21 protein-coding genes and 1 pseudogene are annotated in these 26412 nt (G+C 74.4%); 18 read left to right on the top strand and 4 right to left on the bottom strand.

All coding sequences use genetic code 11. The annotated features are described in order from the left end of the window. Positions 1-55: 55 nt before the first annotated feature. A complete protein-coding gene (locus HUT16_RS08820; RefSeq protein ID WP_176187092.1) occupies positions 56-1777 on the top strand; it encodes a WXG100 family type VII secretion target in 1722 nt (573 codons plus the stop codon). 53 nt (positions 1778-1830) lie between these two features. Here HUT16_RS08820 and HUT16_RS08815 read toward each other — a convergent pair whose 3' ends face one another. Further along, a complete protein-coding gene (locus HUT16_RS08815) occupies positions 1831-2334 on the bottom strand; it encodes a hypothetical protein (RefSeq protein ID WP_176187090.1) in 504 nt (167 codons plus the stop codon). Positions 2335-2660: 326 nt separating this feature from the next. On the opposite strand from HUT16_RS08815, the gene hisI reads away from it, so the two are divergent. Both hisI and HUT16_RS08805 read left to right on the top strand, forming a co-directional pair. Further along, positions 2661-3035: a phosphoribosyl-AMP cyclohydrolase gene (hisI, locus tag HUT16_RS08810; protein ID WP_176187088.1), complete on the top strand. Its 375-nt coding sequence runs from the start codon at positions 2661-2663 to the stop codon at positions 3033-3035. A 55-nt stretch (positions 3036-3090) separates the two neighbouring features. Further along, positions 3091-4596, top strand: coding sequence for an anthranilate synthase component I (locus HUT16_RS08805; protein ID WP_176187086.1), 1506 nt, complete (start codon positions 3091-3093; stop codon positions 4594-4596). 48 nt (positions 4597-4644) lie between these two features. On the opposite strand, the pseudogene HUT16_RS08800 reads toward HUT16_RS08805, so the two are convergent. After that, positions 4645-5424, bottom strand: a pseudogene (locus HUT16_RS08800) (helix-turn-helix domain-containing protein); the annotation flags it as partial. Positions 5425-5442: 18 nt separating this feature from the next. Further along, positions 5443-6468 carry an aldehyde reductase gene (locus HUT16_RS08795; RefSeq protein ID WP_176187084.1) on the bottom strand — a complete coding sequence of 342 codons (1026 nt, stop codon included), beginning with the start codon at positions 6466-6468 and terminating at the stop codon, positions 5443-5445. 206 nt (positions 6469-6674) lie between these two features. Between HUT16_RS08795 and HUT16_RS08790 the strand changes: the two genes are divergently transcribed. The 13 genes from HUT16_RS08790 to HUT16_RS08730 all read left to right on the top strand — a co-directional run bounded on the left by HUT16_RS08790 (position 6675) and on the right by HUT16_RS08730 (position 21916). Continuing rightward, positions 6675-7217: a TIGR02234 family membrane protein gene (locus tag HUT16_RS08790; RefSeq protein ID WP_176187082.1), complete on the top strand. Its 543-nt coding sequence runs from the start codon at positions 6675-6677 to the stop codon at positions 7215-7217. Between the two features lie 132 nt (positions 7218-7349). Beyond that, the gene (locus HUT16_RS08785) at positions 7350-7598 is read left to right on the top strand and encodes an HGxxPAAW family protein (protein WP_176187080.1); all 249 of its coding nucleotides are present in this window, start codon (positions 7350-7352) and stop codon (positions 7596-7598) included. A 237-nt stretch (positions 7599-7835) separates the two neighbouring features. Further along, on the top strand, positions 7836-8198 hold the full coding sequence (locus HUT16_RS08780) for a DUF2752 domain-containing protein (RefSeq protein ID WP_254897719.1): 363 nt from the start codon (positions 7836-7838) through the stop codon (positions 8196-8198). Between the two features lie 152 nt (positions 8199-8350). Beyond that, positions 8351-9163, top strand: a complete 813-nt coding sequence (gene trpC / locus HUT16_RS08775; protein WP_176187078.1) for an indole-3-glycerol phosphate synthase TrpC — start codon at positions 8351-8353, stop codon at positions 9161-9163. A gap of 251 nt (positions 9164-9414) precedes the next feature. Then, positions 9415-10647: a tryptophan synthase subunit beta gene (trpB, locus tag HUT16_RS08770; protein ID WP_176192572.1), complete on the top strand. Its 1233-nt coding sequence runs from the start codon at positions 9415-9417 to the stop codon at positions 10645-10647. 2 nt (positions 10648-10649) lie between these two features. Continuing rightward, positions 10650-11459: a tryptophan synthase subunit alpha gene (trpA, locus tag HUT16_RS08765; RefSeq protein WP_176187076.1), complete on the top strand. Its 810-nt coding sequence runs from the start codon at positions 10650-10652 to the stop codon at positions 11457-11459. Between the two features lie 196 nt (positions 11460-11655). After that, complete coding sequence (locus HUT16_RS08760) at positions 11656-11826, top strand: hypothetical protein (RefSeq protein ID WP_176187074.1); 171 nt, start codon at positions 11656-11658, stop codon at positions 11824-11826. 128 nt (positions 11827-11954) lie between these two features. After that, on the top strand, positions 11955-12467 hold the full coding sequence (locus tag HUT16_RS08755; RefSeq protein ID WP_176187072.1) for a MauE/DoxX family redox-associated membrane protein: 513 nt from the start codon (positions 11955-11957) through the stop codon (positions 12465-12467). Between the two features lie 83 nt (positions 12468-12550). After that, positions 12551-13408 (top strand): thioredoxin domain-containing protein, encoded by an 858-nt coding sequence (locus tag HUT16_RS08750; RefSeq protein ID WP_176187070.1) that lies wholly within the window; start codon positions 12551-12553, stop codon positions 13406-13408. Positions 13409-13488: 80 nt separating this feature from the next. Continuing rightward, the gene (gene lgt / locus HUT16_RS08745; protein WP_176187068.1) at positions 13489-14466 is read left to right on the top strand and encodes a prolipoprotein diacylglyceryl transferase; all 978 of its coding nucleotides are present in this window, start codon (positions 13489-13491) and stop codon (positions 14464-14466) included. A gap of 188 nt (positions 14467-14654) precedes the next feature. Further along, positions 14655-15395: a VIT1/CCC1 transporter family protein gene (locus HUT16_RS08740; RefSeq protein WP_176187066.1), complete on the top strand. Its 741-nt coding sequence runs from the start codon at positions 14655-14657 to the stop codon at positions 15393-15395. A 472-nt stretch (positions 15396-15867) separates the two neighbouring features. Beyond that, on the top strand, positions 15868-20463 hold the full coding sequence (gene gltB, locus HUT16_RS08735) for a glutamate synthase large subunit (RefSeq protein WP_254897718.1): 4596 nt from the start codon (positions 15868-15870) through the stop codon (positions 20461-20463). Further along, positions 20456-21916 carry a glutamate synthase subunit beta gene (locus HUT16_RS08730; protein WP_176187064.1) on the top strand — a complete coding sequence of 487 codons (1461 nt, stop codon included), beginning with the start codon at positions 20456-20458 and terminating at the stop codon, positions 21914-21916. Before gltB ends, HUT16_RS08730 begins: the two co-directional genes overlap by 8 nt. A gap of 289 nt (positions 21917-22205) precedes the next feature. Here HUT16_RS08730 and HUT16_RS08725 read toward each other — a convergent pair whose 3' ends face one another. Further along, on the bottom strand, positions 22206-22568 hold the full coding sequence (locus tag HUT16_RS08725; RefSeq protein ID WP_176187062.1) for a nuclear transport factor 2 family protein: 363 nt from the start codon (positions 22566-22568) through the stop codon (positions 22206-22208). A 96-nt stretch (positions 22569-22664) separates the two neighbouring features. Here HUT16_RS08725 and HUT16_RS39175 point away from each other — a divergent pair, with 96 nt between their 5' ends. Together HUT16_RS39175 and HUT16_RS08715 are read left to right on the top strand one after the other, a co-directional pair. Further along, on the top strand, positions 22665-25367 hold the full coding sequence (locus tag HUT16_RS39175) for a LuxR family transcriptional regulator (protein ID WP_176187060.1): 2703 nt from the start codon (positions 22665-22667) through the stop codon (positions 25365-25367). Positions 25368-25494: 127 nt separating this feature from the next. Beyond that, the gene (locus HUT16_RS08715; RefSeq protein WP_176187058.1) at positions 25495-26364 is read left to right on the top strand and encodes a helix-turn-helix transcriptional regulator; all 870 of its coding nucleotides are present in this window, start codon (positions 25495-25497) and stop codon (positions 26362-26364) included. Positions 26365-26412: the final 48 nt, after the last annotated feature.

Here is a 26412-nt window from a genome sequence, read left to right as displayed (position 1 = left end):
GCGCGGCGGCGGCAGCGGCGGTTCGCGGAGCGGGGGTTCGGCGGGCAGGCCGACGGTGAGCGACCCGCGGGAGGCCCTCGCCCGGCCGCGGCAGCCGGAGCCGGCCCCGGCGCCCCGGCCGGACCGGGGGGCAGCGGTCCGGCGCCGACGGTGGGCGCCCGGAGGAGATCCGGCCGGGCGCGAACCGGCCGGGGCCGGGCCGCAGCCGGCCGCCGGGCAGCAGGCGCCGCACCCGGCTCCGGAGCCGCAGCCGGCCCGGTCGGGGGCCGAGCAGCAGCCGGCGGAGGACGGGGGCGACGCGGCGGCGGAGCCGGAGGGCGCGGACCGGACGACGTGGTTCGGCGGGATGCTCGGCGGGGCGCGGGAGGCGGCGCAGAACGCCGCCACCAACGCGGCCGGGAACTTCGGGGGCCGGGCCGGCGACTGGGCCGCGGACCGGGTGTTCGGGTCCGCCGAGGAGCCGGCCCCGCTGCTCGCGGGGGTGGTCGGGAGCGCGCAGGAGGGCCTGCGGCCGACGACGGCGGACCAGCCGGACGGGCTGGACGGGCTGGACGACGGGGTCACCGCCCGGCCGGGATCGGGCGCGGAGGGGTGGAGCACCCTGCCCGCGTACGTGCAGCCGGGGTCGGGCGGCCTCCCGGGGGCGGTGACCGGCGGCCGGGGCGCCCAGCCCGGGTACGTGCCGTCGGGGGTCGGTCCGGCTGCGGACGCGGGGAGCGAGGCGTACGCGTGGGCCCGGGCGCAGGTCCGGGAGCAGATGCAGCAGTTGGAGGAGGCGCAGCACAAGTCGCGGGGCGGCCTGAGCGGGGCGCTCGACGACCTGGTGGTGCAGGCACTGGAGGCGTCCGGGCTGCTGGACATGCTGGAGAAGGTCACCGGCAAGCTGGACGAGCTGAACGGCGCCACGATGGAGTGGCAGGCCCAGGCGAGCGCGGTGCGCGCGGTGGCGGCCGAGCTGCGCTCGGGCGTGGTGCCGGTCGCGGAGAGCTGGTCGGGGTCGGCGAGCGACGCGTTCGGCGGTCACATGGGCGAGGTCGCGGACGCGCTCGACCAGACCGCCGAGGAGATGATGCAGACCGCGCGGATCATCAACTCGGCGGCGCAGGAGTGCGCGACGGCCGAGGGCATGGTGATCGACATCATCACCGAGGCGATCGAGTCGCTGATCGTGTCGCTGGCCGCGGAGGCGGTGCTCTCGGTGGTCACCTTCGGCGCGGCCGCGCTGGTCGGCGCGCTGATCGACGAGGCGGAGATCGGTGTCTTCGTGGCCCGGGTGGCCCGGGTGTCCACCAAGCTGGCGAAGGCGCTGGAGGAACTGCTCAAGGCCCTGCAGGAGATGGGCCGGGCGGTGAAGGCGACCCGGAAGCTCGGCGACATCGCCAAGGTGATGGAGCGGATGAAGAAGGTCGAGAGCTCCTTCAACAAGCTCCGGGAGCTGGGGGAGGGCGAGAGCCGGATCGCCGATCTCGCCAACAAGGCCGTCCAGAAGGGCGTCGAGAAGGGCACCCAGAAGGCCGAGTCCTGGTCCCAGGGCCAGGTCGAGGACTGGATGGGCATGGACGGGGGCGACCGGGACGGCGTCCAGGTCGGCGACGGCACGCTCAAGGGCAACCTCAAGGCGGCCGGGCAGACGGCGGTCGGGGTGGCCAAGGACGCCTGGCACAGCGACGCCAACCAGGACGCGATCAAGGGGGAGTTCCTGAACGACGTCGGCCCGGACCAGGAGCCGGCCCCCTACCGGGTGGACCGCTCGCGGATCCAGACCGCGTTCGGCTGAGCCGCGCCGCGCCGCCGGTCCCCACCCCCGGGTGGGGACCGGCCGGCGGGCGGTCAGCGGCCCCCGGCCACCAGGCGGAAGGCGTCGAGGTCCTCGTCGCTGTCGAAGGCCAGCGCGATCCAGGAGCCGTCCGCGAACAGCAGGTCCTGCCGCCGGGCCCAGACGTCGTTCGGGGTGTCCGGGCGCAGCCACCAGCTGCCGGCGGGCAGTTCGATCAGCGGGGTGGTCCGGTACTCGGAGAGGGACTGGCCCGAGGTCCAGCGGCTGAGGACCAGCAGCCGGCGGTCGGTGACCAGCATGGTGAACAGGGCGTGGTCGGCCTTGAGCTTCTCGCCGGCGGTGGTGCGCACGGCCCGCCACAGCAGCCAGGCGGTGGAGCCCTCGGGGCCGTGCCAGGACCCGCCGTGCAGCGGGCGGCGGACCGCCCGGTAGGCACGCCGGGTCAGCGAGAGGCCGTAGGGGCGGCGCCCGTAACGGCTCGGTCCGAAGACCTCGACCACCCAGCGCGGCAGGAAGTACAGCCACAGGCCGCGCCAGATCGATCTGAAGAAGTTCATCGTCCAGACGAGAGGGGCGAAACCGGCCGCGCGAACGGTGTCGCGGTCCCACCAGAGCGGCAGTAGACGGTCCAGTTCCACCGCCCACGTGCCGATCATCGGCTCGCCCGGATAAAGGTACTGACCTGCGGTTCTCTGGAGCTGGTAATTCCCGTACGCGACCGCCGGAAGCGGTTGTCGGTGATATGCGCTCATTCGACCGTTCCCCCCATTTCCCCGTGCACTTCGGATTTCGGCGGGGATCAAACTACCGGGTGGGAGAAGTGATTTCGACCGGGTTCCGGGAGACGGTCCGGCGGCCCGGTCGGGCCTGCGAGAATGGGGCCATGTCGATCACTCCCGCCGCCCCCGGCAGCACCGCACTGGACCCGGCGGTCGCCGCCCGACTCAAGCGCACCCCGGACGGCCTGCTGCCCGCCGTCGCCCAGCAGTACGACACCGGCGAGGTGCTGATGCTCGGCTGGATGGACGACGAGGCGCTGCACCGCACCCTGACCACCGGCCGCTGCACGTACTGGAGCCGCAGCCGGGCCGAGTACTGGGTGAAGGGCGACACCTCGGGCCACGTCCAGCACGTCAAGCAGGTCGCCCTGGACTGCGACGGGGACACCCTGCTGGTCAAGGTCGACCAGGTCGGCGCCGCCTGCCACACCGGCGACCGGACCTGCTTCGACGCCGACGTGCTGCCGCTCGCCCAGTAGCCTGTCCCCCGATCGTCACTCCGCCCGTCCGCTCCTCTCATCCGATCGGTGCCCCATGGAACTTGAGGCTTTCCGCACGCTCGCCGCTGACACCCGGGTCATTCCCGTCACCCGCCGGCTCCTGGCGGACGGCCTCACCCCGATCGGCGTGTACCGCAGCCTCGCCGCCGAACGGCCCGGCACCTTCCTGCTGGAGTCCGCCGAGCAGGGGCGCAGCTGGGCCAGGTACTCGTTCGTCGGGGTGCGCTCCGGCGCGGTCCTGACCGTCGGCGAGGACGGCGGCGCCCGCTGGCTCGGCGAGCCGCCCGTGGGCATCCCCACCAGCGGCGACCCGCTGGAGGTGCTGCGCGCCACCCTCACCGCCCTGCACACCCCCCGGCACCCGGACGACGGCCTCCCGCCGCTCACCGGCGGCCTGGTCGGCTACCTCGGCTACGACATGGTGCGCCGGCTGGAGAAGCTCCCGAACCTCACCCCGGACGACCTGCGGCTCCCCGAGCTGACCCTGCTGCTCGCCACCGACCTGGCCGTCCTCGACCACGCCGACGGCACCGTGCTGCTGATCGCCAACGCGGTCAACCACAACGACCTGGCCACCGGCGTCGACGAGGCGCACGCGGACGCCGTCGCCCGGCTCGACGCGATGGAGGCCGACCTGCGCCGCCCCGTCGACCCCGGGCTGGCCACGTACACCCCGACCGCGGTCGACGCGCGCTCGCCGTTCGGCGGCGAGCCGTACCGCAAGGCCGTCGAGGTGGTGAAGGAGCGGATCCGGGCCGGCGAGGCCTTCCAGGTCGTCCCCTCGCAGCGCTTCGAGGCGCCCTGCGCGGCCTCCGCGCTCGACGTCTACCGCGTCCTGCGCACCACCAACCCCAGCCCCTACATGTACCTGTTCCGCTTCCCCGGCCCGGACGGCGGCGCGGAGGGCGGCTTCGACGTGGTCGGCTCCAGCCCCGAGGCGCTGGTCAAGGTGGCCGGCGGCGAGGCCATGCTGCACCCCATCGCCGGCACCCGGCACCGCGGCGCCACCCCGCACGAGGACGCCGAGCTGGCCGCCGAGCTGCTCGCCGACCCCAAGGAGCGGGCCGAGCACCTGATGCTGGTCGACCTCGGCCGCAACGACCTCGGCCGGGTCTGCGCGCCCGGCTCGGTCGAGGTGGTGGAGTTCATGACCATCGAGCGCTACAGCCACGTCATGCACATCGTCTCCACCGTCACCGGCGAGGTCGCCGAGGGCCGCAGCGCGCTCGACGTGCTCACCGCCTGCTTCCCGGCCGGCACCCTCTCCGGCGCGCCCAAGCCGCGCGCCATGCAGATCATCGAGGAGCTCGAACCCACCCGCCGCGGCCTGTACGGCGGCTGCGTCGGGTACCTGGACTTCGCGGGCGACTCCGACACCGCCATCGCCATCCGCACCGCGGTCATCCGCGACCGCACGGCGTACGTCCAGGCCGGTGCGGGCGTGGTGGCCGACTCCGACCCGCACGCGGAGGACACCGAGTGCCGCAACAAGGCGGCCGCGGTCCTCCGCGCGGTCGCCGCCGCGAACACGCTGCGCTGAGGCCCCGGGGCCGGTCCGGTCGGCCTTGCAACGGCCGAGCAGCTCCAGCCGTTCGGCGCTGGGGGTGCCGGGGTCGGCGCGGTAGACGACGAGGAGCTGCCGGGCGTCGGGGCGCAGCAGCTTCTCGTAGCGCAGGTCCAGCGCGCCGACGACCGGGTGCCGGAACCGGGTGCGGCCGACGGTGCGGCGGCGGACCTCCCGCCGGGCCCACAGGGTGCGGAAGCGCTCGCTGGCGGCGGTGAGTTCGTCGATGGTCTCCAGGAGCCCGGGGTCGGTGTCGTCGAGGGCGAGGGCGGCGCGCAGCCCGGAGACGGCCTTGGCGGTCATGTCGTCCCACTGCGGGTACAGGCGGCGCATCCCCGGTTCGAGGAAGGCGGCGCGCAGCGGGTCGGCGCCGACGGCGAAGAACGGGCAGAGGGCGGTGGCGAGGCGGTTCGCGGCCACGACGCGCCCCGAGGCGGCCTGGGCGTAGGCGGGCGTGGCCGGCCAGCTGTCCAGCAGCGCCTGCAGGTCCGCGTCCGGCGGGGCGGCCCCGGGGCGGCGGCGGGCGGCGGGCGCGGCGGGGCGGGCCAGCCGGTGCAGGTAGGCCGCGGCCTCCCCGTCCAGCCGCAGCGCGGCGGCCAGGCCGTGCAGGACCTGGTCGGAGGGGTGGCGGTTGCGGCCCTGCTCCAGGCGCAGGTAGTACTCCGGGCTGATGCCCGCGAGCTGGGCGACCTCCTCGCGGCGCAGGCCGGCGACCCGGCGCCGTTCCCCCGGCGGCAGCCCGACCCGCTCCGGGGTGAGCCGGGCGCGCCGGGAGCGCAGGAAGTCGCCGAGGGTGTCCGGCATCGGGTTCATGCCCCGACGCTAGCGGGCCACCAGGCCGAGCCGCAGGAGGCTTTCGGCGGTGGCGACCACGGCGTCCTCGTTGCCGCGCGGGGCCCAGCCGAGCTCGGTGCGCGCCTTGCTGTTGTCGGCCCGCCGCACCACGCCCAGCTGCGGCGCCAGCTCCCGCAGCCCCGGGTTGACGACGGCCAGCGCGCGGAGCAGCCAGGCCGGCGCGGTGCGGGTGGGGGCACCGGCCGCGGCGTCGCCGAGGCGGGCGCGCAGGACGGCCGCGATCCGGTGGAAGGAGACGGGTTCGCCGGCCAGGGCGAGGTAGCGCTGCCCGGCCGCCCCGGGCGCGGTCATCGCCCGGACGTGCAGGTCGGCCACGTCGCGCACGTCCACGGTGTTGGTCCAGACGGGCGGCGCGGCCCGCAGGGCGCCGCCGAGCATCGCGTGGACGATCCGGATCGAGCTGGAGTAGTCCGGCCCCAGGACCGGTCCGAAGATCCCGACCGGGTTGACCACCGTCAGCTCCGGGCCCCGCCCCTCGGCGGCGAACTCCCACGCGGCCCGCTCGGCGAGGGTCTTGGACTTGACGTAGGGGGTGACGCCCGGCCCGTCGAGGTCCGTCCAGTCGGCCTCCGTGAAGACCCGCCCCCGGGCCGGGTGGCCGTACCCGACGGCGCCGAACGACGAGGTGAGCACCACCCGGCGCACCCCGGCGTCCCGCGCCGCCCGCAGCACCCGCAGCGCGCCGTCCCGCGCGGGGACGATCAGGTCGTCCTCGTGCCGGGGGGCGGCGGCGGGGAACGGCGAGGCCAGGTGCAGGACGTAGTCGGCGCCGACCGCGGCCGCGGCCCAGCCCTCGTCCCGGGTCAGGTCCGCCTCGACGTACGAGAGCGCCGTCGGACCGGGGACCCCGGCCACCGCGAGCATGGACTCGACGTCGCCGCGCCGGGCCGCGGACCGGACCGTGGTGGTCACCGAGTGGCCCGAGGCCAGCAGCCGGGCGACGGTGTGCGCGCCGAGGAAACCGGTTCCACCGGTGACGAGTACGTGTGCCATGCCCCCACCCTCGCCCCCGGGCGCCGCCGGTGCCAGGCCCCGCCGACCCTGGTACCCGCAGGGACAGGCGGCGCGGCCGCCGGGGCGTCCGGAGGGGTGGTGCCGGTGCCGGGGGTGAGGTCGGGGACACTGGGGGAGTGAGTGAGACGTCTGCTTCGCCTTCCGGTGCTCCCCCCGCTTCGAGATCCCGCGGCACGTTGGGGCTGATGCTGCTGCTGACCGCGGTCGGGGCCGCGCTGGTGCTGACCGCGGCGGGCCGGACCTGGGTGCAGGGGGTGGCGCTCGGGATGGGCGGCAGCCGGGTCCCGGTGAGCGCCAGCGGGAGCAGGCTGACCGCGCTGCCGACCGGCACGGCGCTGGTGGCGATGGCGGCGGCCCTCGCGGTGTTCGCGGTGCGCGGCCGGACGCGGGTGCTGGTGGGGGCGCTGACGGTGCTGGCGGGGGCGGGGGCCGTCGCGGGCGCGGTGATCGGGTACACCGACACCGCGGGCCTGCACGCCGTCGCGGCGGGGCAGCTCGCGCTGAGCAGCGGCCGGGCCGCGGAGGTCAGCCGGACGGCCTGGCCGTGGGTGGCGCTGGCGGGCGGGGTGCTGCTGGCGGCGGCGGGTGCGCTGACGGCGCGCTTCGGCAGCGGCTGGCCGGCCATGGGCTCGCGGTACGAGGCGCCGACCCGGAAGGCCCCGGCGCGGGCGGACAGCCCGTCCGACCTGTGGAAGGCGCTGGACCGGGGCGAGGACCCGACCGGCTGAGTGTGCGCGGGACCACGGCCGCCCCGGCTTGGGGCTGCCGTGTTCGGCCCGGCACAATGGGAGGCGTCAACCCGTCGAGCGCCGCCCAGGACCGCCCGACCGGGCCCCGGAGAAACAAGGAGCACCAACAAGATGGCTGCAGCAGCGCACGGCCACACCCCCGCCGCGTGGACCGGCGTGGTCATTGCTTTCGTCGGCTTCTGCGTGTCCGGCGTGGCGATGATCATTCCGAACGTCGTGCTGGTCATCGCGGGCCTCGCCGTGGTTCTGATCGGCGGCGTGGTCGGCAAGGCCATGTCGATGGCGGGCATGGGCAAGCAGCCCAGCAAGAACTTCGCCCCGGCCACCACCGAGGAGCGCACCGCGGTCGCCGCGGGCTGACCCCGGCGCGCGACGCGCCGAACCGGACGGCGGGCCGCCGCGGCCCGCCGTCCGGCGTTTTCCGGGCCGGGGCCGCCCGGCGGAGCCCCGCGGGCGTCTCGGGCCGGGCGGCCCGCCCGGGCGGGGCACAATCGTCCCCGTGAACGCTCCCGCCGCCCGCCGCCGGCCGTCCCGTCCCCCGCCGGCGGGGGGTCGGCGGCGCGCCGGCTGCTGCGCCCGCTGGCCGCGCTGACCGCGGTGGCGCTGCCGACGGCCTTCGTCGCCCTGGTGGACCCGAACGAGCCCGGCCACTACCCGGCCTGCCCGGTGCTGCGGGCGACCGGCTGGTGGTGCCCGGGGTGCGGCGGGCTGCGCTGCGTGCACGCGCTGGCCAGGGGGGACGTGCTCACGGCGGCGCACGACAACCTGCTGGTGGTGGTGCTGGCGCTGGGCCTGGCGGTGCTCTGGCTGGGCTGGGCGGCGGGGGCGGTGCGCGGCCGGCCGGTCCGGCGGCCGCGGCTGACGGCCGGGCGGACGCGGGTGCTGCTCCTGGTGGTGCTGCTGTTCGCGGTGGTGCGGAACCTGCCGGTCGGTGTCGGGCTGGCCCCGCCGGGGGTGTGAACGGGGCGCACGGGCGGCTCGCCGGGCGGTCCGCTGGGCGAGACGCGCGCCGGTGGATGCGGAGTGCGCCCCCCTCGCCCGATACCATCGAACTGCCGGGGTCGCGCTCGACGCTCCCGGCCTCACCACCGAAACACGATGGGGGCGCACGCGTGACTGTGCTCGACGAGATCATCGACGGGGTCCGGCAGGACCTCGCCGAGCGACAGGCCCGGGTCTCCCTGGACGAGCTCAAGCAGCTCGCCGCCAAGGCGCCCGAGGCGAAGGACGGCGTGGCCGCGCTGCGCGGCGACGGCGTCCGGGTGATCTGCGAGGTCAAGCGCTCCAGCCCCTCCAAGGGCGCGCTGGCGGCGATCGCCGACCCGGCCGCGCTGGCGGTCGACTACGCGGCCGGCGGCGCCGCCGCGATCAGCGTGCTCACCGAGCAGCGCCGCTTCGGCGGCTCGCTGGCCGACCTGGACGCGGTGCGCGCGGCCGTGCCCACCCCGGTCCTGCGCAAGGACTTCATCGTCACCGCCTACCAGCTGTGGGAGGCCCGCGCGCACGGCGCGGACCTGGCGCTGCTGATCGTCGCCGCGCTGGAGCAGCCGGCCCTGGTCTCGCTGATCGAGCGGGCCGAGTCGATCGGCCTGACCCCGCTGGTCGAGGTGCACGACGAGGAGGAGATCGCCCGCGCGGTGGACGCCGGCGCGCGGATCATCGGCGTCAACGCCCGCAACCTGAAGACCCTCGAGGTCGACCGGAACACCTTCGGCAACGTCGCGGACGCCATCCCGGCGCACATCGTGAAGGTCGCCGAGTCCGGGGTGCGCGGCCCGCACGACCTGATCACCTACGCCAACCAGGGCGCCGACGCGGTGCTGGTCGGCGAGTCCCTGGTCACCGGCCGGGACCCGAAGGCCGCGGTCGCCGACCTGGTCGCCGCCGGGGCGCACCCGGCGCTGCGCAACAACGGGCGGGGCTGACCTCCGCCGTGTCGATCGCCTCCCGTCTCGCCCCCGGCTGCCGCCCGCGCGGCTGCCGCGCGCCCGCGCGCCGGGCGCTGGGGCGGCGGGTGCGCTACGTGATCGGCTGCGAGCCCGGACAGGTCCCCGGACGCCGATGGCGCGGCCCCCGCGGCTAGTTCCTCCGCCAGGAGGACCAGGGTCCCCGACCGGGGGCCCGGCACCCGCCGCAGGGTCCACTTCCACGCCGTCAATCCTTCACCCGAGGACGGATCATGTCCGAGCACTACCTTCCGGGCGCCCAGGTGCCCGACGCACGCGGTTACTTCGGCGCCTACGGCGGCCGCTTCATCCCGGAGGCGCTGGTCGCCGCCGTGGAGCAGGTCGCCGAGGAGTACGAGAAGGCCAAGAACGACCCGGCGTTCGCCGCCGAGCTGGACGCCCTGCTCAAGGACTACACCGGTCGGCCGAGCCCGCTGACCGACGTCCGCCGCTTCTCCGCCGAGGCGGGCGGGGCGCGCATCCTGCTCAAGCGCGAGGACCTCAACCACACCGGCTCGCACAAGATCAACAACGTGCTGGGCCAGGCGCTGCTGACCCGCCGGATGGGCAAGACCCGGATCATCGCCGAGACCGGCGCCGGCCAGCACGGCGTGGCCACCGCCACCGCCTGCGCACTGTTCGGCTTCGACTGCACCATCTACATGGGCGAGGTCGACACCCGGCGCCAGGCGCTGAACGTCGCCCGGATGCGGATGCTGGGCGCCGAGGTGATCCCGGTGACCTCCGGCAGCCGCACCCTGAAGGACGCCATCAACGAGGCGTTCCGCGACTGGGTCGCCAACGTGGACTCCACCCACTACCTGTTCGGCACGGTGGCCGGACCGCACCCGTTCCCGATGATGGTGCGCGACTTCCACCGCGTCATCGGCGTCGAGGCCCGGCAGCAGGTGCTGGACCGCACCGGGAGGCTCCCGGACGCGGTGGTGGCCTGCGTCGGCGGCGGCTCCAACGCGATGGGCATCTTCCACGAGTTCATCCCGGACGCGGACGTCCGGCTGGTCGGCTGCGAGGCGGCCGGCGAGGGCGCCGAGACCCCCAAGCACGCCGCCACCCTGACCAAGGGCGACCCGGGTGTGCTGCACGGCTCGCGCACCTACGTGCTCCAGGACGAGGACGGGCAGACCATCGAGTCGCACTCGATCTCGGCCGGCCTGGACTACCCGGGCGTCGGCCCGGAGCACGCCTGGCTGAAGGACACCGGACGGGCCGAGTACCGCCCGGTGACCGACGCGCAGGCGATGGAGGCGCTGCGGCTGCTGTCCCGCACCGAGGGCATCATCCCGGCCATCGAGTCCGCGCACGCCCTGGCCGGCGCGCTCGAACTCGGCCGCGAGCTCGGCCCGGAGGCGACGATCCTGGTCTCGCTCTCCGGCCGCGGCGACAAGGACATGCACACCGCTGCCGAGTACTTCGGCCTCTACGACGCCGAAGGGACCAACTGACCATGGCCGACAGCAAGCTCACCACCGCGCTGGCCGCCGCGAAGGCCGAGGGCCGGGCGGCCCTGATCGGCTACCTGCCGGCCGGCTTCCCGACCGTGGACGGCGGCACCGCCGCGATCAAGGCGCTGATCGAGGGCGGCTGCGACGCCGTCGAGGTCGGCCTGCCGCACTCGGACCCGGTGCTGGACGGCGCGGTCATCCAGACCGCCGACGACATCGCGCTGCGCGGCGGCGTGAAGATCAAGGACGTGCTGGGCACCGTCGCCGAGGTCGCCGCGGCCCACCCGGCCGTGCCGGTCCTGGTGATGACGTACTGGAACCCGGTGGACCGCTACGGCGCGGCCCGGTTCGCGGCCGACCTGGCGGCGGCCGGCGGCGCGGGCTGCATCCTGCCGGACCTGCCGGTGGAGGAGTCCGAGGAGTGGCGCAAGGCCGCCGCCGAGCACGGTCTGGACACCGTGTTCGTGGTCGCCCCGTCCTCCACCGGCCCGCGGCTGGCCGAGGTCACCGCGGCCGGCTCCGGCTTCGTGTACGCGGCCGCCGTGATGGGTGTCACCGGCACCCGGGCGGCCGTCGGCAACCTGGCCGAGGACCTGGTGGCCCGCACCCGCGCCACCACCGCGCTGCCGGTCTGCGTCGGCCTGGGCGTCTCCAACGCCGACCAGGCCGCCGAGGTCGCCGCCTTCGCGGACGGCGTGATCGTCGGCTCGGCATTCGTCCAGCGCCTGCTGGACGCCGAGCGCACCGAGGACGGCGTGGCCGCGGTCCGCGCGCTCGCGGGCGAGCTGGCCGAGGGCGTCCGCCGCAGGTAGCGGCACCGGTTCGAGGGCCGTCCGGGGAGCAACTTCCGCTCCCCGGGCGGCCCTTCGCGTCGGCGGGGGAGGGCGCCGAGCGGGCCCGGAGCGGAGGGCCTACTCCGGCAGGGTGAAAAACCGGCGGGCGCGGGTGCTCCCCGGCGGGGCGGCGCCGTTGAACCCTCCGGCGGGTCGTCGGCGAAAGGGCATCCGGATGGCACGGGTTCACCGGGCGGTGCTGCTGCGGGCGCTGGCGGCCGGTCTGGCGCTGGCCGCCGCGCTGGTCGGAAGCGGCGGTGTGGAACGGGAGTTGGCCCGCCGGGGGGCCGAGCGGGCGGTGCTGTGCCAGCAGCCGGACGCGGGCTGCGAGGCACCGGGACGATGATCCGGAAAATCGGACGTATGACCGTTTAGGGTCACTCATACGGCTTAACTCGTGAATGTGGAGGAACCACCCGCCATCCCCTACGGTTCATCAGCAGGAAACGGTGGAGCGCGTCCGAGGGGGAACTGATGGCCAGTCAGCAGGCCGACCGGGGCCGGGTGAGCGGGGTCCGCCGGGCGGTGGACGGCGCGGCGGCCGAGTGGTTCGGGCTGGCGGTGCGGCTGGGCCTGGCGGTGGTGTGGGGCTGGGCGGGCCTGGCCAAGGTCTCCGACCCGGCGGAGGCGGCGCAGGCGGTGCGGGCCTACGAGATCCTGCCCGAGTCGCTGGTGAAGCCGGTCGGCTGGGGCCTGCCGTTCCTGGAGCTGGCGCTGGCGCTGCTGCTGGTGCTCGGCCTCGGGACCAGGATCGTCGCGATCGTCTCGGCCGCGCTGCTGCTGGTGTTCATCGCCGGCATCTCCTCCGCGTGGGCGCGCGGCATCTCGATCGACTGCGGCTGCTTCGGCGGCGGCGGCGCGGTGGACGAGTCGCAGACCGAGTACCTGCAGGAGATCCTGCGCGACTCCGGGTTCCTGCTGCTGTCGGCGTGGCTGGTCTACCGCCCCCGCACCAGGCTCTCGCTGGACGCCTGGCTGGCCGCCTGACCCCGCCGCGCCCCCGCACCCGGCCCGATCCGCCCTTCCGCGGACCCCGACGACCCCGACCCCTGGACTGGCAAGAGCACCCCATGAGCGAGAAGAACCGAGAAGGCAAGCGCAACGCCCGGGACAAGATGATGGAGGCCCGGGCCGCCGAGGAGGCCAAGGCGCGGCGGACCAAGAAGCTGGCGGTCGGCGGCGTGGTGGTCGCGGTGATCGCCGCCGCCGTGGTGATCGGCGTGGTGGTGCAGAACCAGCGCTCCAAGCCGGAGACGCCCACCGCCGCCCCGGCCGGCACCGTCGGCGACAAGAACCTGGTCGTCCCGGTCGGCTCGGCCGACGCCCCGTCCACGCTGACGGTCTACGAGGACCCGCGCTGCCCGGCCTGCGGCAGCTTCGAGCGGAGCTTCTCGCCGACCGTCGACCAGCTGGAGGACGCCGGCAAGATCGTCGTCCACTACCACCTCGTCTCGTTCATCGACCGCTCGCTGGGCGGCAACGGCTCCAAGTACGGCGCCAACGCGCTGGGCTGCGCGCAGGACGCCGGGCACTTCCGCGACTACCACGACGTGCTCTACCGCAACCAGCCGGAGGAGACCGAGGACTCCTTCGGCAGCAAGCAGACCCTGATCGACCTGGCCAAGCAGGTCCCGGGCCTGGACACCCCGGAGTTCCGGGCCTGCGTCAACGACAACACGTTCGGCGGCTGGGTCTCCGCGGTGCAGCAGGACTTCGACAAGTCCAGCTTCAAGTCCACCCCGACGGTGCTGCTGAACGGCGAGGCGGTCTACCCGAAGAAGGGCGACGAGCAGATCAGCCCGGAGAACCTGGTCAAGTGGGTCGACGCGGCCAACCAGGGCAAGCAGCTCGGCACCCCCGGCTCGCACGGACAGAGCCCGGCGCCCAGCTCGACCGCCGGTGAGTCCGACAACCCGCCCTCGCCCTGACCGGCGGCCGCCGCGTGACGCTACCGTGACCCGCTCCGGTGCCGGTGTGACCGGTGGGACACGGTAGCGTCGAGAGTGCCATGGATCTCGCATACATTCCGAGCCCGTCGCGGGGCGTCCTCAACCTGGGGCCCGTCCCGCTGCGCGCCTACGCCTTTTGCATCATCATCGGTGTCGTCGTGGCCGTGTGGCTCGGCAGCAGGCGCTGGGTCGCCCGCGGCGGCGGCCGGCACACGGTCGGTGACATCGCGGTCTGGGCGGTGCCGTTCGGCCTGGTCGGCGGTCGGCTCTACCACGTCATCACCGACAACCAGCTGTACTTCGGCGAGGGCAAGCACCCGATCGACGCGCTGAAGATCTGGGAGGGCGGCCTCGGCATCTGGGGCGCCATCGCCCTCGGCGCGGTCGGCGCCTGGATCGGCGCCCGCCGCCGCGGCGTCCCGCTGCCCGCCTACGCCGACGCGATCGCCCCCGGCATCGTGCTCGCCCAGGCCTGCGGCCGCTGGGGCAACTGGTTCAACCAGGAGCTGTACGGCCGGCCGACCACCCTGCCCTGGGGCCTGAAGATCGACAAGACGCTGGCGGACGGCACCGTCGTCCAGGGCGTCTACCACCCGACCTTCCTGTACGAGTCGATCTGGTGCGTGCTGGTCGCGGTCCTGGTGATCTGGGCCGACAGGCGCTTCACCCTCGGCCACGGCCGGGCGTTCTGGCTGTACGTGGCGGCCTACACCTTCGGCCGGTTCTGGACCGAGTGGCTGCGGATCGACGAGGCGCACCGCTTCTTCGGCCTGCGCCTGAACGACTGGACCGCGATCCTGGTCTTCCTCGGCGCGATCGCCGCCTTCGTGCTCTCCGCCAGGCTCCGCCCGGGCCGCGAGGACCCGGACTCGATCGACCCGCAGGCCACCGAGGAGCGCGCCGCGGCCGCCGCCGCGGCGGCCGAGGCCGAGCAGCCGCAGGGCGACGCCCCGGCCGTGGCGGACTCCGGCGCCGCGGCGGACTCCGGGCAAGCCGGGGCCCGGGCGAGCGCCGAGGGCTCCGAGAAGCCCTCCTGAGCCGAACCGCCCGACCCCCGTTGGGGCCGCCACCGCCGAGACCGGCGGAGGCGGCCCCAACTGCCTTTGGACAGGCTTACTTTGCTGGAAAGCAGCAGGTCAAAACGGGTACGTTCGAGGGGCGCCAGCAAGCCCGGCCGACGCGCGGCCCGGGGGGATCCGCCGTGCCCGGAAGGGGAGCCGCCAGCATGAGCACCGTCACCGCAGAGCCGCAGACCGAGGGGCCGCAGCCCCGGATACCCGACGCCGACCACCACCGGGACGTCAACGGCGGCTGGCTGCGCCCGGCCGTGTTCGGCGCGATGGACGGCCTGGTGTCGAACTTCGCGCTGATGACCGGCGTGGTCGGCGGCGCCGCCGCCCCGAGCACCGTGGTGCTCACCGGCCTGGCCGGCCTGGCGGCCGGCGCGTGCTCCATGGCGGCCGGCGAGTACACCTCGGTGGCCTCCCAACGCGAGCTGGTGGAAGCCGAGTTGGAGGCCGAGCGGATCGAGCTGCGGCGCAACCCGCAGGGCGAGCTGGCCGAGCTGGCCCAGCTGTACGTGGCCAAGGGCGTCGACCCGGAGCTGGCCCACGAGGTGGCCCGGCAGCTGTCCGCCGACCCGGAGACCACGTTGGCCGTGCACGCCCGGGAGGAGCTCGGCGTCGACCCGGACGACCTGCCCTCGCCGCTGGTCGCCGCCCTCTCCTCGTTCGGCTGCTTCGCGCTCGGCGCGCTGCTGCCGGTGCTGCCCTACCTGCTGGGCGCGGCCTCGCTGTGGCCGGCCGCCCTGCTGGCGGTGCTCGGCCTGTTCGGCTGCGGCGCGGTGGTGGCCCGGGTGACGGCCCGCAGCTGGTGGTTCTCCGGCCTGCGGCAGCTGGTGCTGGGCGGGGCCGCGGCGGGGGTCACCTACCTGCTGGGACGGCTGATCGGCGGGGCCGTCGGCTGACGCCGGCCGACCCGCCGACGCACCGGTCGATCGACCCGCCGATCGACCGGCACCCGAACGGCCTTGTACGAAAATCCAGACCTCTGTATAGTTATGCCATGGAACGCGTGATGTTCCGCACATGGGCCTGAGCCTGCGCCTTGCCCTAGTCTCGACATCCGGCTGTCGACCCCCGGAATCAAAAGCGGGGGCGGCGTCGACTTCGAAGAATCCCAGGTGGGGCTCCTGAGGCGCGTGTGGCGAGGGCGTTTCGCCCCTGTTTCGCGCCCTTCGGCACAGGGCACACTGGAGGGAACGCGCGACGCTGCGCCTTCCCCCCATCCGCCCCCTGACCTGGGGATCAGTCCGGGATGTGGACGCAGGAATCCACTTCCCGGTACAGGCGGCATCATGTAACCTGCACCGACAAATCGCATCAGGGCCAACGTCGTCCCTTTGCATGAAGCAACTGTTTACGACGACGGGAGAGCCGATGCTGTCTGCATCCATGCACTCCGGCCACGAGGACGCCAAGGCCACCGGCCCCTACGCCCTCGTTCCGGACGCGCGTCCCCAGGCCCAGGGTCTCTACGACCCGCGCAACGAGCACGACGCCTGCGGCGTCGGCTTCGTGGCCACGCTGACCGGCATCGCCGACCACAAGATCGTCGAGCAGGCGCTGACCGTCCTGCGCAACCTGGAGCACCGCGGCGCCACCGGCGCCGAGCCGGACTCCGGTGACGGCGCGGGCATCCTGACCCAGGTCCCGGACGCGTTCCTGCGCGCGAACGTGGCCTTCGAGCTCCCCGCCGCCGGCTCCTACGCCGTCGGCATCGCCTTCCTCCCGGACAGCGACGAGGAGGCCGCCGCCGCGGCCACCCGGATCGAGGTCATCGCGGCCGAGGAGGGCCTGACCGTCCTCGGCTGGCGCGACGTCCCGGTCACCCCCGACCTGCTGGGCGCCACCGCCCGCGGCGTCATGCCGCGCTTCCGCCAGCTCTTCGTGACGCACGGCGAGCGCACCGGCATCGCGCTGGACCGGGTCTCCTTCGTGCTGCGCAAGCGCGCCGAGCGGGAGGCCGGGGTGTACTTCCCCTCCCTCTCCTCGCGCACCCTGGTCTACAAGGGCATGCTGACCACCGGCCAGCTGGAGCCCTTCTTCCCCGACCTGTCGGACCGGCTCTACGCCTCCGCGATCGGCCTGGTGCACTCGCGCTTCTCCACCAACACCTTCCCGAGCTGGCCGCTCGCCCACCCGTACCGCTTCGTCGCGCACAACGGCGAGATCAACACGGTCAAGGGCAACCGCAACTGGATGACCGCCCGGGAGTCCCAGCTCGCCACCGACCTGATCCCCGGCGACCTGGACCGGATCTTCCCGATCTGCACCCCGGACCACTCCGACTCGGCGTCCTTCGACGAGGTCCTGGAGCTGCTGCACCTCGGCGGCCGCTCGCTGCCGCACTCGGTGCTGATGATGATCCCGGAGGCGTGGGAGAACCACGCCACCATGGACCCGGCCCGCCGCGCGTTCTACCAGTACCACTCCAACCTGATGGAGCCCTGGGACGGCCCGGCCTGCGTCACCTTCACCGACGGCACCCAGATCGGCGCGGTCCTGGACCGCAACGGCCTGCGCCCGGCCCGGTACTGGATCACCGAGGACGGCCTGGTCGTGCTCTCCTCCGAGGTCGGCGTGCTCGACATCGACCAGGAGAAGGTCGCCAAGAAGGGCCGCCTGCAGCCCGGCCGGATGTTCCTGATCGACACCGCCGAGCACCGCATCGTCGAGGACGAGGAGATCAAGGCCGCCCTCGCCGCCGAGCACCCCTACGAGGAGTGGGTCGCCGCCGGGCAGATCCAGCTCGCCAAGCTCCCCGAGCGCGAGCACATCGCCCACACCCACGCCTCCGTCACCCGCCGCCAGCAGACCTTCGGCTACACCGAGGAGGAGCTGCGGGTCATCCTCGCGCCGATGGCCAAGACCGGCGGCGAGGCGCTCGGCTCGATGGGCACCGACTCGCCGATCGCCGCGCTCAGCGAGAAGCCGCGCCTGCTGTTCGACTACTTCACCCAGCTGTTCGCCCAGGTCACCAACCCGCCGCTGGACGCGATCCGCGAAGAGCTGGTCACCTCGCTGCACAGCAACCTCGGCCCCGAGGGCAACCTGCTGGACGCCTCCCCGGCGCACTGCCGCTCGGTCGGCATCACCTTCCCGGTGATCGACAACGACGAGCTGGCCAAGCTGGTCCACGTCAACGCGGACGGCGACCAGCCCGGCCTGAAGGCCGTCACGCTCTCCGGCCTGTACAAGGTCGCGGCCGGCGGCCAGGGCCTGGCGGCCCGCCTCGCCGAGATCGCCGCCGAGGCCGACGCCGCGATCGCCGACGGCGCCCGCATCGTCGTCCTCTCCGACCGGCACTCGGACGCCGAGCACGCGCCGATCCCGTCGCTGCTGCTCACCTCGGCGATCCACCACCACCTGATCCGCACCAAGCAGCGCACCCAGGTGTCGCTGCTGGTCGAGGCCGGCGACGTCCGCGAGGTGCACCACGTCGCGCTGCTGGTCGGCTACGGCGCCGGCGCGGTCAACCCGTACCTGGCCATGGAGTCGGTCGAGGACCTGGTCGCCCAGGGCGTGTTCGTCCAGAACATCGAGCCCGAGAAGGCGATCAAGAACCTGATCAAGGCGCTCGGCAAGGGCGTCCTGAAGGTGATGTCCAAGATGGGCATCTCCACCGTCGCCTCCTACCGCGGCGCGCAGGTCTTCGAGGCCATCGGCCTCTCCCAGGAGCTGGTGGACGCCTACTTCGCGGGCACCACCACCAAGCTCGGCGGCATCGGCCTGGAGCAGATCGCCAAGGAGACCGCCGCCCGCCACGCCAAGGCGTACCCGGCCTCCGGCATCTCCGCCGCGCACCGCGCGCTGGAGATCGGCGGCGAGTACCAGTGGCGCCGCGAGGGCGAGCCGCACCTGTTCGACCCGGAGACGGTCTTCCGCCTCCAGCACTCGACCCGCACCAAGCGCTACGACATCTTCAAGCAGTACACGGACCGGGTGAACTCCCAGTCCGAGCGCCTGATGACGCTGCGCGGCCTGTTCCGGCTGGACGGCCTCGGCCGGGCCCCGATCTCCGTCGACGAGGTCGAGCCGGTCTCCGAGATCGTCAAGCGGTTCTCCACCGGCGCGATGTCCTACGGCTCCATCTCGATGGAGGCGCACGAGACCCTCGCCATCGCGATGAACCGGCTCGGCGGCAAGTCCAACACCGGCGAGGGCGGCGAGGACCCGGAGCGCCTGTACGACCCGGCGCGCCGCTCGGCGATCAAGCAGGTCGCCTCCGGCCGCTTCGGCGTCACCTCCGAGTACCTGGTCAACGCCGACGACATCCAGATCAAGATGGCCCAGGGCGCCAAGCCCGGCGAGGGCGGCCAGCTGCCCGGCCACAAGGTCTACCCGTGGGTGGCCAGGACCCGGCACTCGACCCCGGGCGTCGGCCTGATCTCCCCGCCGCCGCACCACGACATCTACTCCATCGAGGACCTGGCTCAGCTGATCCACGACCTCAAGAACGCCAACCCGGACGCCCGCATCCACGTGAAGCTGGTCTCCGAGGTCGGCGTGGGCACCGTCGCGGCCGGCGTCTCCAAGGCGCACGCCGACGTGGTGCTGATCTCCGGCCACGACGGCGGCACCGGCGCCTCCCCGCTGACCTCGCTCAAGCACGCGGGCGGCCCCTGGGAGCTCGGCCTCGCCGAGACCCAGCAGACCCTGCTGCTCAACGGCCTGCGCGACCGCATCGTGGTGCAGACCGACGGCCAGCTCAAGACCGGCCGCGACGTGGTCATCGCCGCCCTGCTGGGCGCCGAGGAGTTCGGCTTCGCGACCGCCCCGCTGGTGGTCTCCGGCTGCATCATGATGCGGGTGTGCCACCTGGACACCTGCCCGGTCGGCGTCGCCACCCAGAACCCGGTGCTGCGCGACCGGTTCTCCGGCAAGCCCGAGTTCGTGGTCAACTTCTTCGAGTTCATCGCCGAGGAGGTCCGCGAGATCCTCGCCGAGCTCGGCTTCCGCTCGATCGAGGAGGCCGTCGGCCACGCCGAGCACATCAACGCCCAGGCCGCCATCGACCACTGGAAGGCCGCCGGGCTCGACCTGGCCCCGCTGTTCCACGTCCCGGCGCTGCCCGAAGGCGCGGCCCTGCACAACACCACGGGCCAGGACCACGCGCTCGACAAGGCCCTCGACAACCAGCTCATCGAGCTGGCCGAGGACGCCCTGGAGCGCGGCGAGGCCGTCCGCATCCAGCTGCCGATCCGCAACGTCAACCGCACCGTCGGCACCATGCTCGGCCACCGGGTCACCAAGAAGTACCGCGGCGAGGGCCTGCCCGAGGGCACCATCGACGTCACCTTCACCGGCTCGGCCGGCCAGTCCTTCGGCGCCTTCGTGCCCAAGGGCGTGACGCTGCGCCTGGAGGGCGACGCCAACGACTACGTCGGCAAGGGCCTGTCCGGCGGCGTGCTCGTGGTCCGTCCCGCCCGGGACGCCGCCGCGATCGGCGCCGACGCGCAGAACCACGTCATCGCCGGCAACACCATCGGCTACGGCGCCACCTCCGGCCGCGTCCACCTGCGCGGCAAGGCCGGCGAGCGCTTCGCGGTCCGCAACTCCGGCGCTACCCTGGTGGTCGAGGGCGTGGGCGACCACGGCCTGGAGTACATGACCGGCGGCCGGGTGCTCATCCTCGGCGAGACCGGCCGCAACCTGGCGGCGGGCATGTCGGGCGGCATCGCCTACGTGCTCGACCTGCGTCCGGCCAACGTCAACAGCGGCATGGTGGGCATCGAGGCCCCCAGCGCCGCCGACCGCGACTGGCTGCGCGAGACCGTCCAGCAGCACTACGAGGAGACCGGCTCCACCGTCGCCGCCGAGCTCCTGGCCGACTGGGGCAGCGGGGTCTCCCGCTTCTCCAAGATCATGCCCACCGACTACAAGGCTGTGCTCGCCGCCAAGGACGCCGCTGAGCGCGATGGCCTCTCCGAGGTGGAGACCACTCGCAAGATGATGGAGGCGGCAAATGGCTGACCCCAAGGGCTTCCTGACCACGCCCAAGCAGCTGGCGGAGCGCCGCCCGGTGGACGTCCGGCTCCGTGACTGGAACGAGGTCTACGTCGAGCGCAGCCTCCTCCCGATCATCACCAAGCAGGCCGGCCGCTGCATGGACTGCGGCATCCCGTTCTGCCACAACGGCTGCCCGCTCGGGAACCTCATCCCCGAGTGGAACGACCTCGCCTACCGGGACGACTGGTCCGGCGCGATCGAGCGGCTGCACGCCACCAACAACTTCCCGGAGTTCACCGGCCGCCTGTGCCCGGCTCCGTGCGAGTCGGCGTGCGTGCTGGGCATCAACCAGGACGCGGTGACCATCAAGAACGTCGAGGTCACCATCATCGACAAGGCCTGGGACCGCGGCGGGGTCACCCCGCAGGTGCCCGAGCGCCTGTCCGGCAAGACCGTCGCCGTGATCGGCTCCGGCCCGGCCGGCCTGGCCGCCGCCCAGCAGCTCACCCGGGCCGGCCACACCGTGGTGGTGTACGAGCGCGCCGACCGGATCGGCGGCCTGCTGCGCTACGGCATCCCCGAGTTCAAGATGGAGAAGCGCCACATCAACCGCCGCATCGAGCAGATGCGCGCGGAGGGCACCCGCTTCCGCACCGGCGTCGAGGCCGGCGTCGACATCAGCGGCCAGGACCTGCGCTCGCGCTTCGACGCGGTCGTCATCGCGGCCGGTGCCACCACCGCCCGCGACCTGCCCGTCCCCGGCCGGGAGCTGAACGGCGTCCACCAGGCGATGGAGTACCTGCCGCTGGCCAACAAGGTCCAGGAGGGCGACTACGTCGACTCCCCGATCTCGGCCAAGGGCAAGCACGTGGTCGTCATCGGCGGCGGCGACACCGGCGCGGACTGCGTCGGCACCGCGCACCGCCAGGGCGCCCTCTCGGTCACCCAGCTGGAGATCATGCCGCGGCCGTCCGAGGACCGCCCGGCGGGCCAGCCCTGGCCGACCATGCCGATGACCTACAAGGTCACCTCGGCCCACGAGGAGGGCGGCGAGCGGATCTACTCCGTCTCCACCACCCACTTCGCCGGTGACGAGGACGGCAACGTCCAGGAACTGCACCTGGTCGAGGTCGAGTTCAAGGCCGGCAAGTTCGAGCCCGTCCCCGGCAGCGAGAAGGTCATCCCGGCCCAGCTGGTCACCCTCGCGATGGGCTTCACCGGCACCGACGTCAAGAACGGCCTCGTGGAGCAGCTCGGCGTCGACCTCGACGCCCGCGGCAACGTCGGCCGGGACGGCAAGTTCGGCACCAACGTCGACGGGGTGTACGTTTGCGGTGACGCCGGTCGCGGCCAGTCCCTGATCGTCTGGGCGATCGCGGAGGGCCGTTCGGCCGCCTCGGCGGTCGACAGGTACCTGGGCGGCAAGACCCCGCTCCCCGCCCCGATCAAGCCGACCGACCGCTCGCTGGTGGTCTGACCGACCGCCGCCCCGAGAACGCCCACGCCCCCCGCGAGGGGGGTACGGCCGACAAACACCGACCCGCCAGAGCCGCCGGGACCCGGTCATCACGACGCCTGCCCACTCCCCGACCAGGTAAGGGCAGGCGTCGTTGTCCGTTTCCGGGGGGCATGCACTACCAGGGGCTCGGGGAACGGCGGGGCCGTGCTGCTGCGTGGTCTTCGACCGAACCGGAAGCCGATGCGCGCCACGGCAGTGCACCGTCAGCAGACCGGGCCTCGCCGTTCCCCGAGCCCCTGACGGGGCTTCAGGCCGTCGGGACCTTGTCGAGGAAGCCGACCACGGTGGCGATCCGGCCGTCCGGGGTCGCGGTCAGCACGTCGAAGCCGATCACCAGGGGCTCCGTGGCGCCCGCCGGGGCCAGCTCCCAGGTGAAGCGGGCCACGTCGTGGTGGGCGTCGACCGGGCCGAGGGTGAAGACCAGGCCGGCGAACTGGGCCTGGACGGCGGCCAGGGTGGCGTCGAACTGCTCGTGGCCGCGGGCCTCGACCAGCGGGTCGGTGTAGCTGCCGTCGGCGGCCCAGGTCTCCTCGACCAGCTTGCGGCGGGCGGCCGGGTCGGTCTCGTTCCAGGCGGCGAGGTAGCGCTCGGCGAGGTTCTGCAGGTCCATGGGGGGCTCCTTCTGAGCGGTGGTTTCCCTTGCGGGACAAGAAGTTACGGAGATCGGGAGCCCGGGGAATCAGTCGCGGATAGGTAGGGTCGACCCATGCTGTACGGACGGGGGACGGAACGGGCGGCGGTCGACCGGCTGCTCGCGGAGGCCGACGGCGGGCGGGCCGGGGCGCTGGTGCTGCGCGGCGAGCCGGGCATCGGCAAGAGCGCGCTGCTGGAGGCGGCGGCCGGTGCGGCCGCCGGGTGGCGGGTGCTGCGGGCCGCCGGGGTGGAGTCGGAGGCCCGGCTGCCGTACGCGGTGCTCAGCCAGCTGCTGGCCCCCGTGCTGGAGCGGACCGGCGGCCTGCCCGGGCCGCAACGCGCCGCGCTGGAACGGACGCTGGGGCTGGCGGACGGCCCGCCGGGCGACCGGCTGCTGGTCGGCCTGGCGCTGCTGACCATGCTCGGCGACCTCGCCGAGCGGCAGCCGGTGCTGGTCCTGCTGGACGACGAGCAGTGGGCCGACCCGGAGTCCGCCGCGGCGCTGCGGCTCGCCGCCCGCCGGCTGGGCGCGGAGCGCGTCGCGCTGCTGCTGGCCACCCGGGAGGACGGGCCGGACCCCACCGGGCTGCCCGACCTGCGGGTGGCGCCGCTCGCCGACCCCGACGCGGCCGCCCTGCTGGCCCACCTCGTCCCCGAACTCGCCGACCCCGCCCGGGTGCTGGCCGCCGCCCGGGGCAACCCGCTGGCCCTGCGCGAACTCCCGCAGGGCGACGGCGCCGGCGCCCTGCCGCCCGACGGGCGGCTGCGGCTCGCCTACCACGGCCAGGTCAGCCGGCTGCCCGGCCGCACCCAGCGCTGGCTGCTGCTGGCCGCGCTGGAGGAGACCGGCGGGACGGAGGTGCTGCTGCGGGCCGCCGCGGAGAGCGGACTCGACGTCGCGGACCTGGCCCCCGCCGAGGCCCAGGGCCTGGTGCGGGTCGACCTGGCCGCGGGCCGGACGCGGTTCCGGCACCCGCTGCTGCGCTCCGCCCTGGTCGACCGGGCGCCGCTCGCGGACCGGCTGGCCGCGCACCGGGCGCTGGCCGCCGCGTACGGGCCCGGCGAGCCGCTGCGGCGCGCCTGGCACCGGGCGCTGGCCGCCACCGGGCCGGACGCGGAGGCCGCCGCCGACCTCGCGGCGGCCGCCGCCACCGTCGCCGCCCGCGGCGGCCACCAGGGCGCCTGCGCCGCGTACGAGCGGGCCGCCCGGCTCAGCCCCGACCCCGTGCTCGCCCGCCGCTGGACGGTGGCGGCGGTGGAGGCCGCGCTGGAGGCGGGCGAGGTGGAGCGGGCCGAGCGGCTGGCCCGCGCCGCCGACCGCCCCGACGCCGACCCGGTCACCCGGGCGCACCTGCTGTTCGCCCGCGGGGTGGCCGAGTTCTGGCGCGGCGAGAACCGCTCCGCGCACCGGCGGCTGACCGACGCCGCCGCCCTGGTCGCGCGCGAGCACCCCGGCCCGGCCGCCCGCGTCCTGGTGCAGGCCGTGCACGTCGCCTGGTACGACGAACTCCCGGCCGTGCGGCGGGCCCTGGCGGCGCTGGCCGCGCTCCCGCTGCCGGACGGCGACCCGCTCGGCCCGGTCGTCCGCTACCTGGCCGCCGCACTGGGCGGTGCGGACGGCCCGGACGGCGTGGACGGCGTGAACGGCCCGGACGGCGTGAACGGTTCCTCGCTGCTCGAGGCGGAGCGGGCGGCCCGGGCGGCCGGCGCGGCCGTGCCCGTCGACCTGGTGCTGCCCTGCGGGGCCGGGCTGGTGCCGGGCCACGACGCCGAGGTGCTGGACCTCTCCCGCCGCCTGGTCCGCGAGGCCCGCGAGAGCGGCGCCTTCGGGACGCTGCCCACCCTGCTGTTCTTCCTCGCCGAGGCCGAACTCTTCGACGGCCGGCCCGCGTCGGCCGCCGACCACGCCGCCGAGGCGCTGCGGCTGGCCCGGGACAGCGGGCAGCCGCTGTGGACCGGCCAGCTGCACGGCTTCCTGGCCCACCTGGCGGCCGTCCGCGGCGAGGCCGGGCCCTGCCGGGAGCAGGCCGCCGCGGCCTTCGCCCGGGGCGGCGCCGGCATCCCCTGGGCCCGCTGGGCGCTCGGCCTGCTCGACCTCGGCGCGGGCCGGGCCGAGGACGCCCACGGGCAGTTGGCCGCGCTCACCGGCGGCGCGCACGGCTACCAGGTCTCCGCGGTCCGCGCGGTGCCCGACCTGGTGGAGGCCGCGGTCCGGCTGCGCCGCGGCGAGGAGTGCGCCGAGCCGCTGGCCCGCTTCGAGCGGTGGGCGCGGCGCTCCGGCCGGCCCTGGGCCCGCGCCCTGGTGGACCGCTGCCACGCGCTGCTCGCCCCCGACGAGCTCGCCGGGGACCTCTACCTGCGGGCGCTGGCCCGGCACGCCGAACAGCCCCGCCCCTGGGAGCAGGCCCGCACCGAGCTGCTGTACGGCGAGTGGCTGCGCCGGGTCCGCCGCCGGGCCGAGGCCAGGGGGCCGCTGCGCTCCGCCGAGCTGGAGCTGCGCCGACTGGGCGCCGAGCCCTGGGCCGAGCGGGCCCGGCTGGAGCTGGCCGCCACCGGCGCGCCCGCCGCCGCCGGCCCGGCCCGGACGGTGGCCGGGCTGACCCCGCAGGAGTCGCAGATCGTCCGGCTGGCCGCGCAGGGCCTGTCCAACCGGGACATCGCCGCGCAGCTGTTCCTGAGCGCCCGCACCGTCGGGCACCACCTGTACAAGGCCTACCCGAAGCTCGGGGTGAGCTCCCGGACCGACCTCGCGGAGGTCCTGCCCGCGCTGTCCTGAGCGGAGTCGAAACCCGCGGCAGTACAACGGATTGGCCAAATGCCGGAAGGACCTCGCGGAGTGTCGCCGCCCAGTGGCAGACTGCTTCCCACGAGGTCCACTTGGCGTTCCCGGGCGGAGGATTTGCATGACGGGCCTGCAGACGGGCAGCGGTGCGACCGCGCGTCGCATCCAGTTGGGCGCCCAGCTGCGGCGCCTGCGCGAGGCCCGCGGCGTGACCCGGGAGGACGCCGGCTACTCGATCCGGGCCTCGGAGTCGAAGATCAGCCGGATGGAGCTCGGCCGGGTCGGCTTCAAGCAGCGCGACGTGGCGGACCTGCTGACGCTCTACGGCGTCGACGACGAGGAGTCCCGCACCGCCCTGCTCGGCCTGGTCGGCGGCACCAACGCCCCGTCCTGGTGGCACGGTTACGGGGACGTCGTGCCCGGCTGGTTCCAGACGTACCTCAACCTGGAGGACGCGGCCAACCTGGTCCGCAGCTACGAGGTGCAGTTCGTCCCCGGCCTGCTGCAGACCCCCGAGTACGTGCACGCGGTGATGCGGGCCGGCAGCCCCGCCGCGTCCGACGAGGAGATCGGGCGCCGGGCCGCGGTCCGGCTGCGCCGCCAGCAGCGCTTCCTCGCCGAGGGGGCGACGGCCCGGCTGGAGCTGATCGTCGACGAGACGGCGCTGCGCCGCCCGTGCGGCGGGCCGGAGGTGATGCGGGCCCAGCTGCGCCGGCTGTCGGAGCTGTCGCTGCGCCCGACCATCAGCCTGCGGGTGCTGCCGCTGGGGATGGGCGCGCTGGCCGCCGACAGCGGGGCGTTCAGCGTGCTGTGCTTCCCCGAGCCGGACTTGGCGGACGTGGTCTACGTCGAGCAGTTCACCACCGCGCTGTACCTGGACAAACCGGCCGAGGTGGCCGAGTACGCGACGGCGCTGGAGCGGGTGTCGGCGGCGGCGCTGGGCGAGGAGGAGACCAGGGGACTTCTCGCGGAGATCCTCCGGGGCACCTGACACCCAATTAAGATGATGATCCGTCAGTAGGTGTACGCCAGCGCCGAA

It is taken from the genome of Kitasatospora sp. NA04385, assembly GCF_013364235.1.
Classification (GTDB): domain Bacteria; phylum Actinomycetota; class Actinomycetes; order Streptomycetales; family Streptomycetaceae; genus Kitasatospora.
Note: the sequence above shows the minus strand (reverse complement) of the source record. Positions and strands in the feature narration are given on the sequence as shown.

Excerpts from the sequence above, each read along its gene's own strand:
- HUT16_RS08790 (WP_176187082.1), top strand. The coding sequence starts at position 6,675 with ATGCTGCTGCTGACCGCGGTCGGGGCCGCGCTGGTGCTGACCGCGGCG.
- HUT16_RS08725 (WP_176187062.1), bottom strand. The coding sequence starts at position 22,568 with ATGGACCTGCAGAACCTCGCCGAGCGCTACCTCGCCGCCTGGAACGAG.
- HUT16_RS39175 (WP_176187060.1), top strand. The coding sequence starts at position 22,665 with ATGCTGTACGGACGGGGGACGGAACGGGCGGCGGTCGACCGGCTGCTC.
- HUT16_RS08755 (WP_176187072.1), top strand. The coding sequence starts at position 11,955 with ATGGCCAGTCAGCAGGCCGACCGGGGCCGGGTGAGCGGGGTCCGCCGG.
- HUT16_RS08730 (WP_176187064.1), top strand. The coding sequence starts at position 20,456 with ATGGCTGACCCCAAGGGCTTCCTGACCACGCCCAAGCAGCTGGCGGAG.
- HUT16_RS08715 (WP_176187058.1), top strand. The coding sequence starts at position 25,495 with ATGACGGGCCTGCAGACGGGCAGCGGTGCGACCGCGCGTCGCATCCAG.
- HUT16_RS08805 (WP_176187086.1), top strand. The coding sequence starts at position 3,091 with ATGGAACTTGAGGCTTTCCGCACGCTCGCCGCTGACACCCGGGTCATT.
- hisI (WP_176187088.1), top strand. The coding sequence starts at position 2,661 with ATGTCGATCACTCCCGCCGCCCCCGGCAGCACCGCACTGGACCCGGCG.
- HUT16_RS08815 (WP_176187090.1), bottom strand. The coding sequence starts at position 2,334 with ATGAACTTCTTCAGATCGATCTGGCGCGGCCTGTGGCTGTACTTCCTG.
- HUT16_RS08795 (WP_176187084.1), bottom strand. The coding sequence starts at position 6,468 with ATGGCACACGTACTCGTCACCGGTGGAACCGGTTTCCTCGGCGCGCAC.
- gltB (WP_254897718.1), top strand. The coding sequence starts at position 15,868 with ATGCTGTCTGCATCCATGCACTCCGGCCACGAGGACGCCAAGGCCACC.
- HUT16_RS08740 (WP_176187066.1), top strand. The coding sequence starts at position 14,655 with ATGAGCACCGTCACCGCAGAGCCGCAGACCGAGGGGCCGCAGCCCCGG.
- trpA (WP_176187076.1), top strand. The coding sequence starts at position 10,650 with ATGGCCGACAGCAAGCTCACCACCGCGCTGGCCGCCGCGAAGGCCGAG.
- HUT16_RS08750 (WP_176187070.1), top strand. The coding sequence starts at position 12,551 with ATGAGCGAGAAGAACCGAGAAGGCAAGCGCAACGCCCGGGACAAGATG.
- HUT16_RS08785 (WP_176187080.1), top strand. The coding sequence starts at position 7,350 with ATGGCTGCAGCAGCGCACGGCCACACCCCCGCCGCGTGGACCGGCGTG.
- lgt (WP_176187068.1), top strand. The coding sequence starts at position 13,489 with ATGGATCTCGCATACATTCCGAGCCCGTCGCGGGGCGTCCTCAACCTG.
- HUT16_RS08760 (WP_176187074.1), top strand. The coding sequence starts at position 11,656 with ATGGCACGGGTTCACCGGGCGGTGCTGCTGCGGGCGCTGGCGGCCGGT.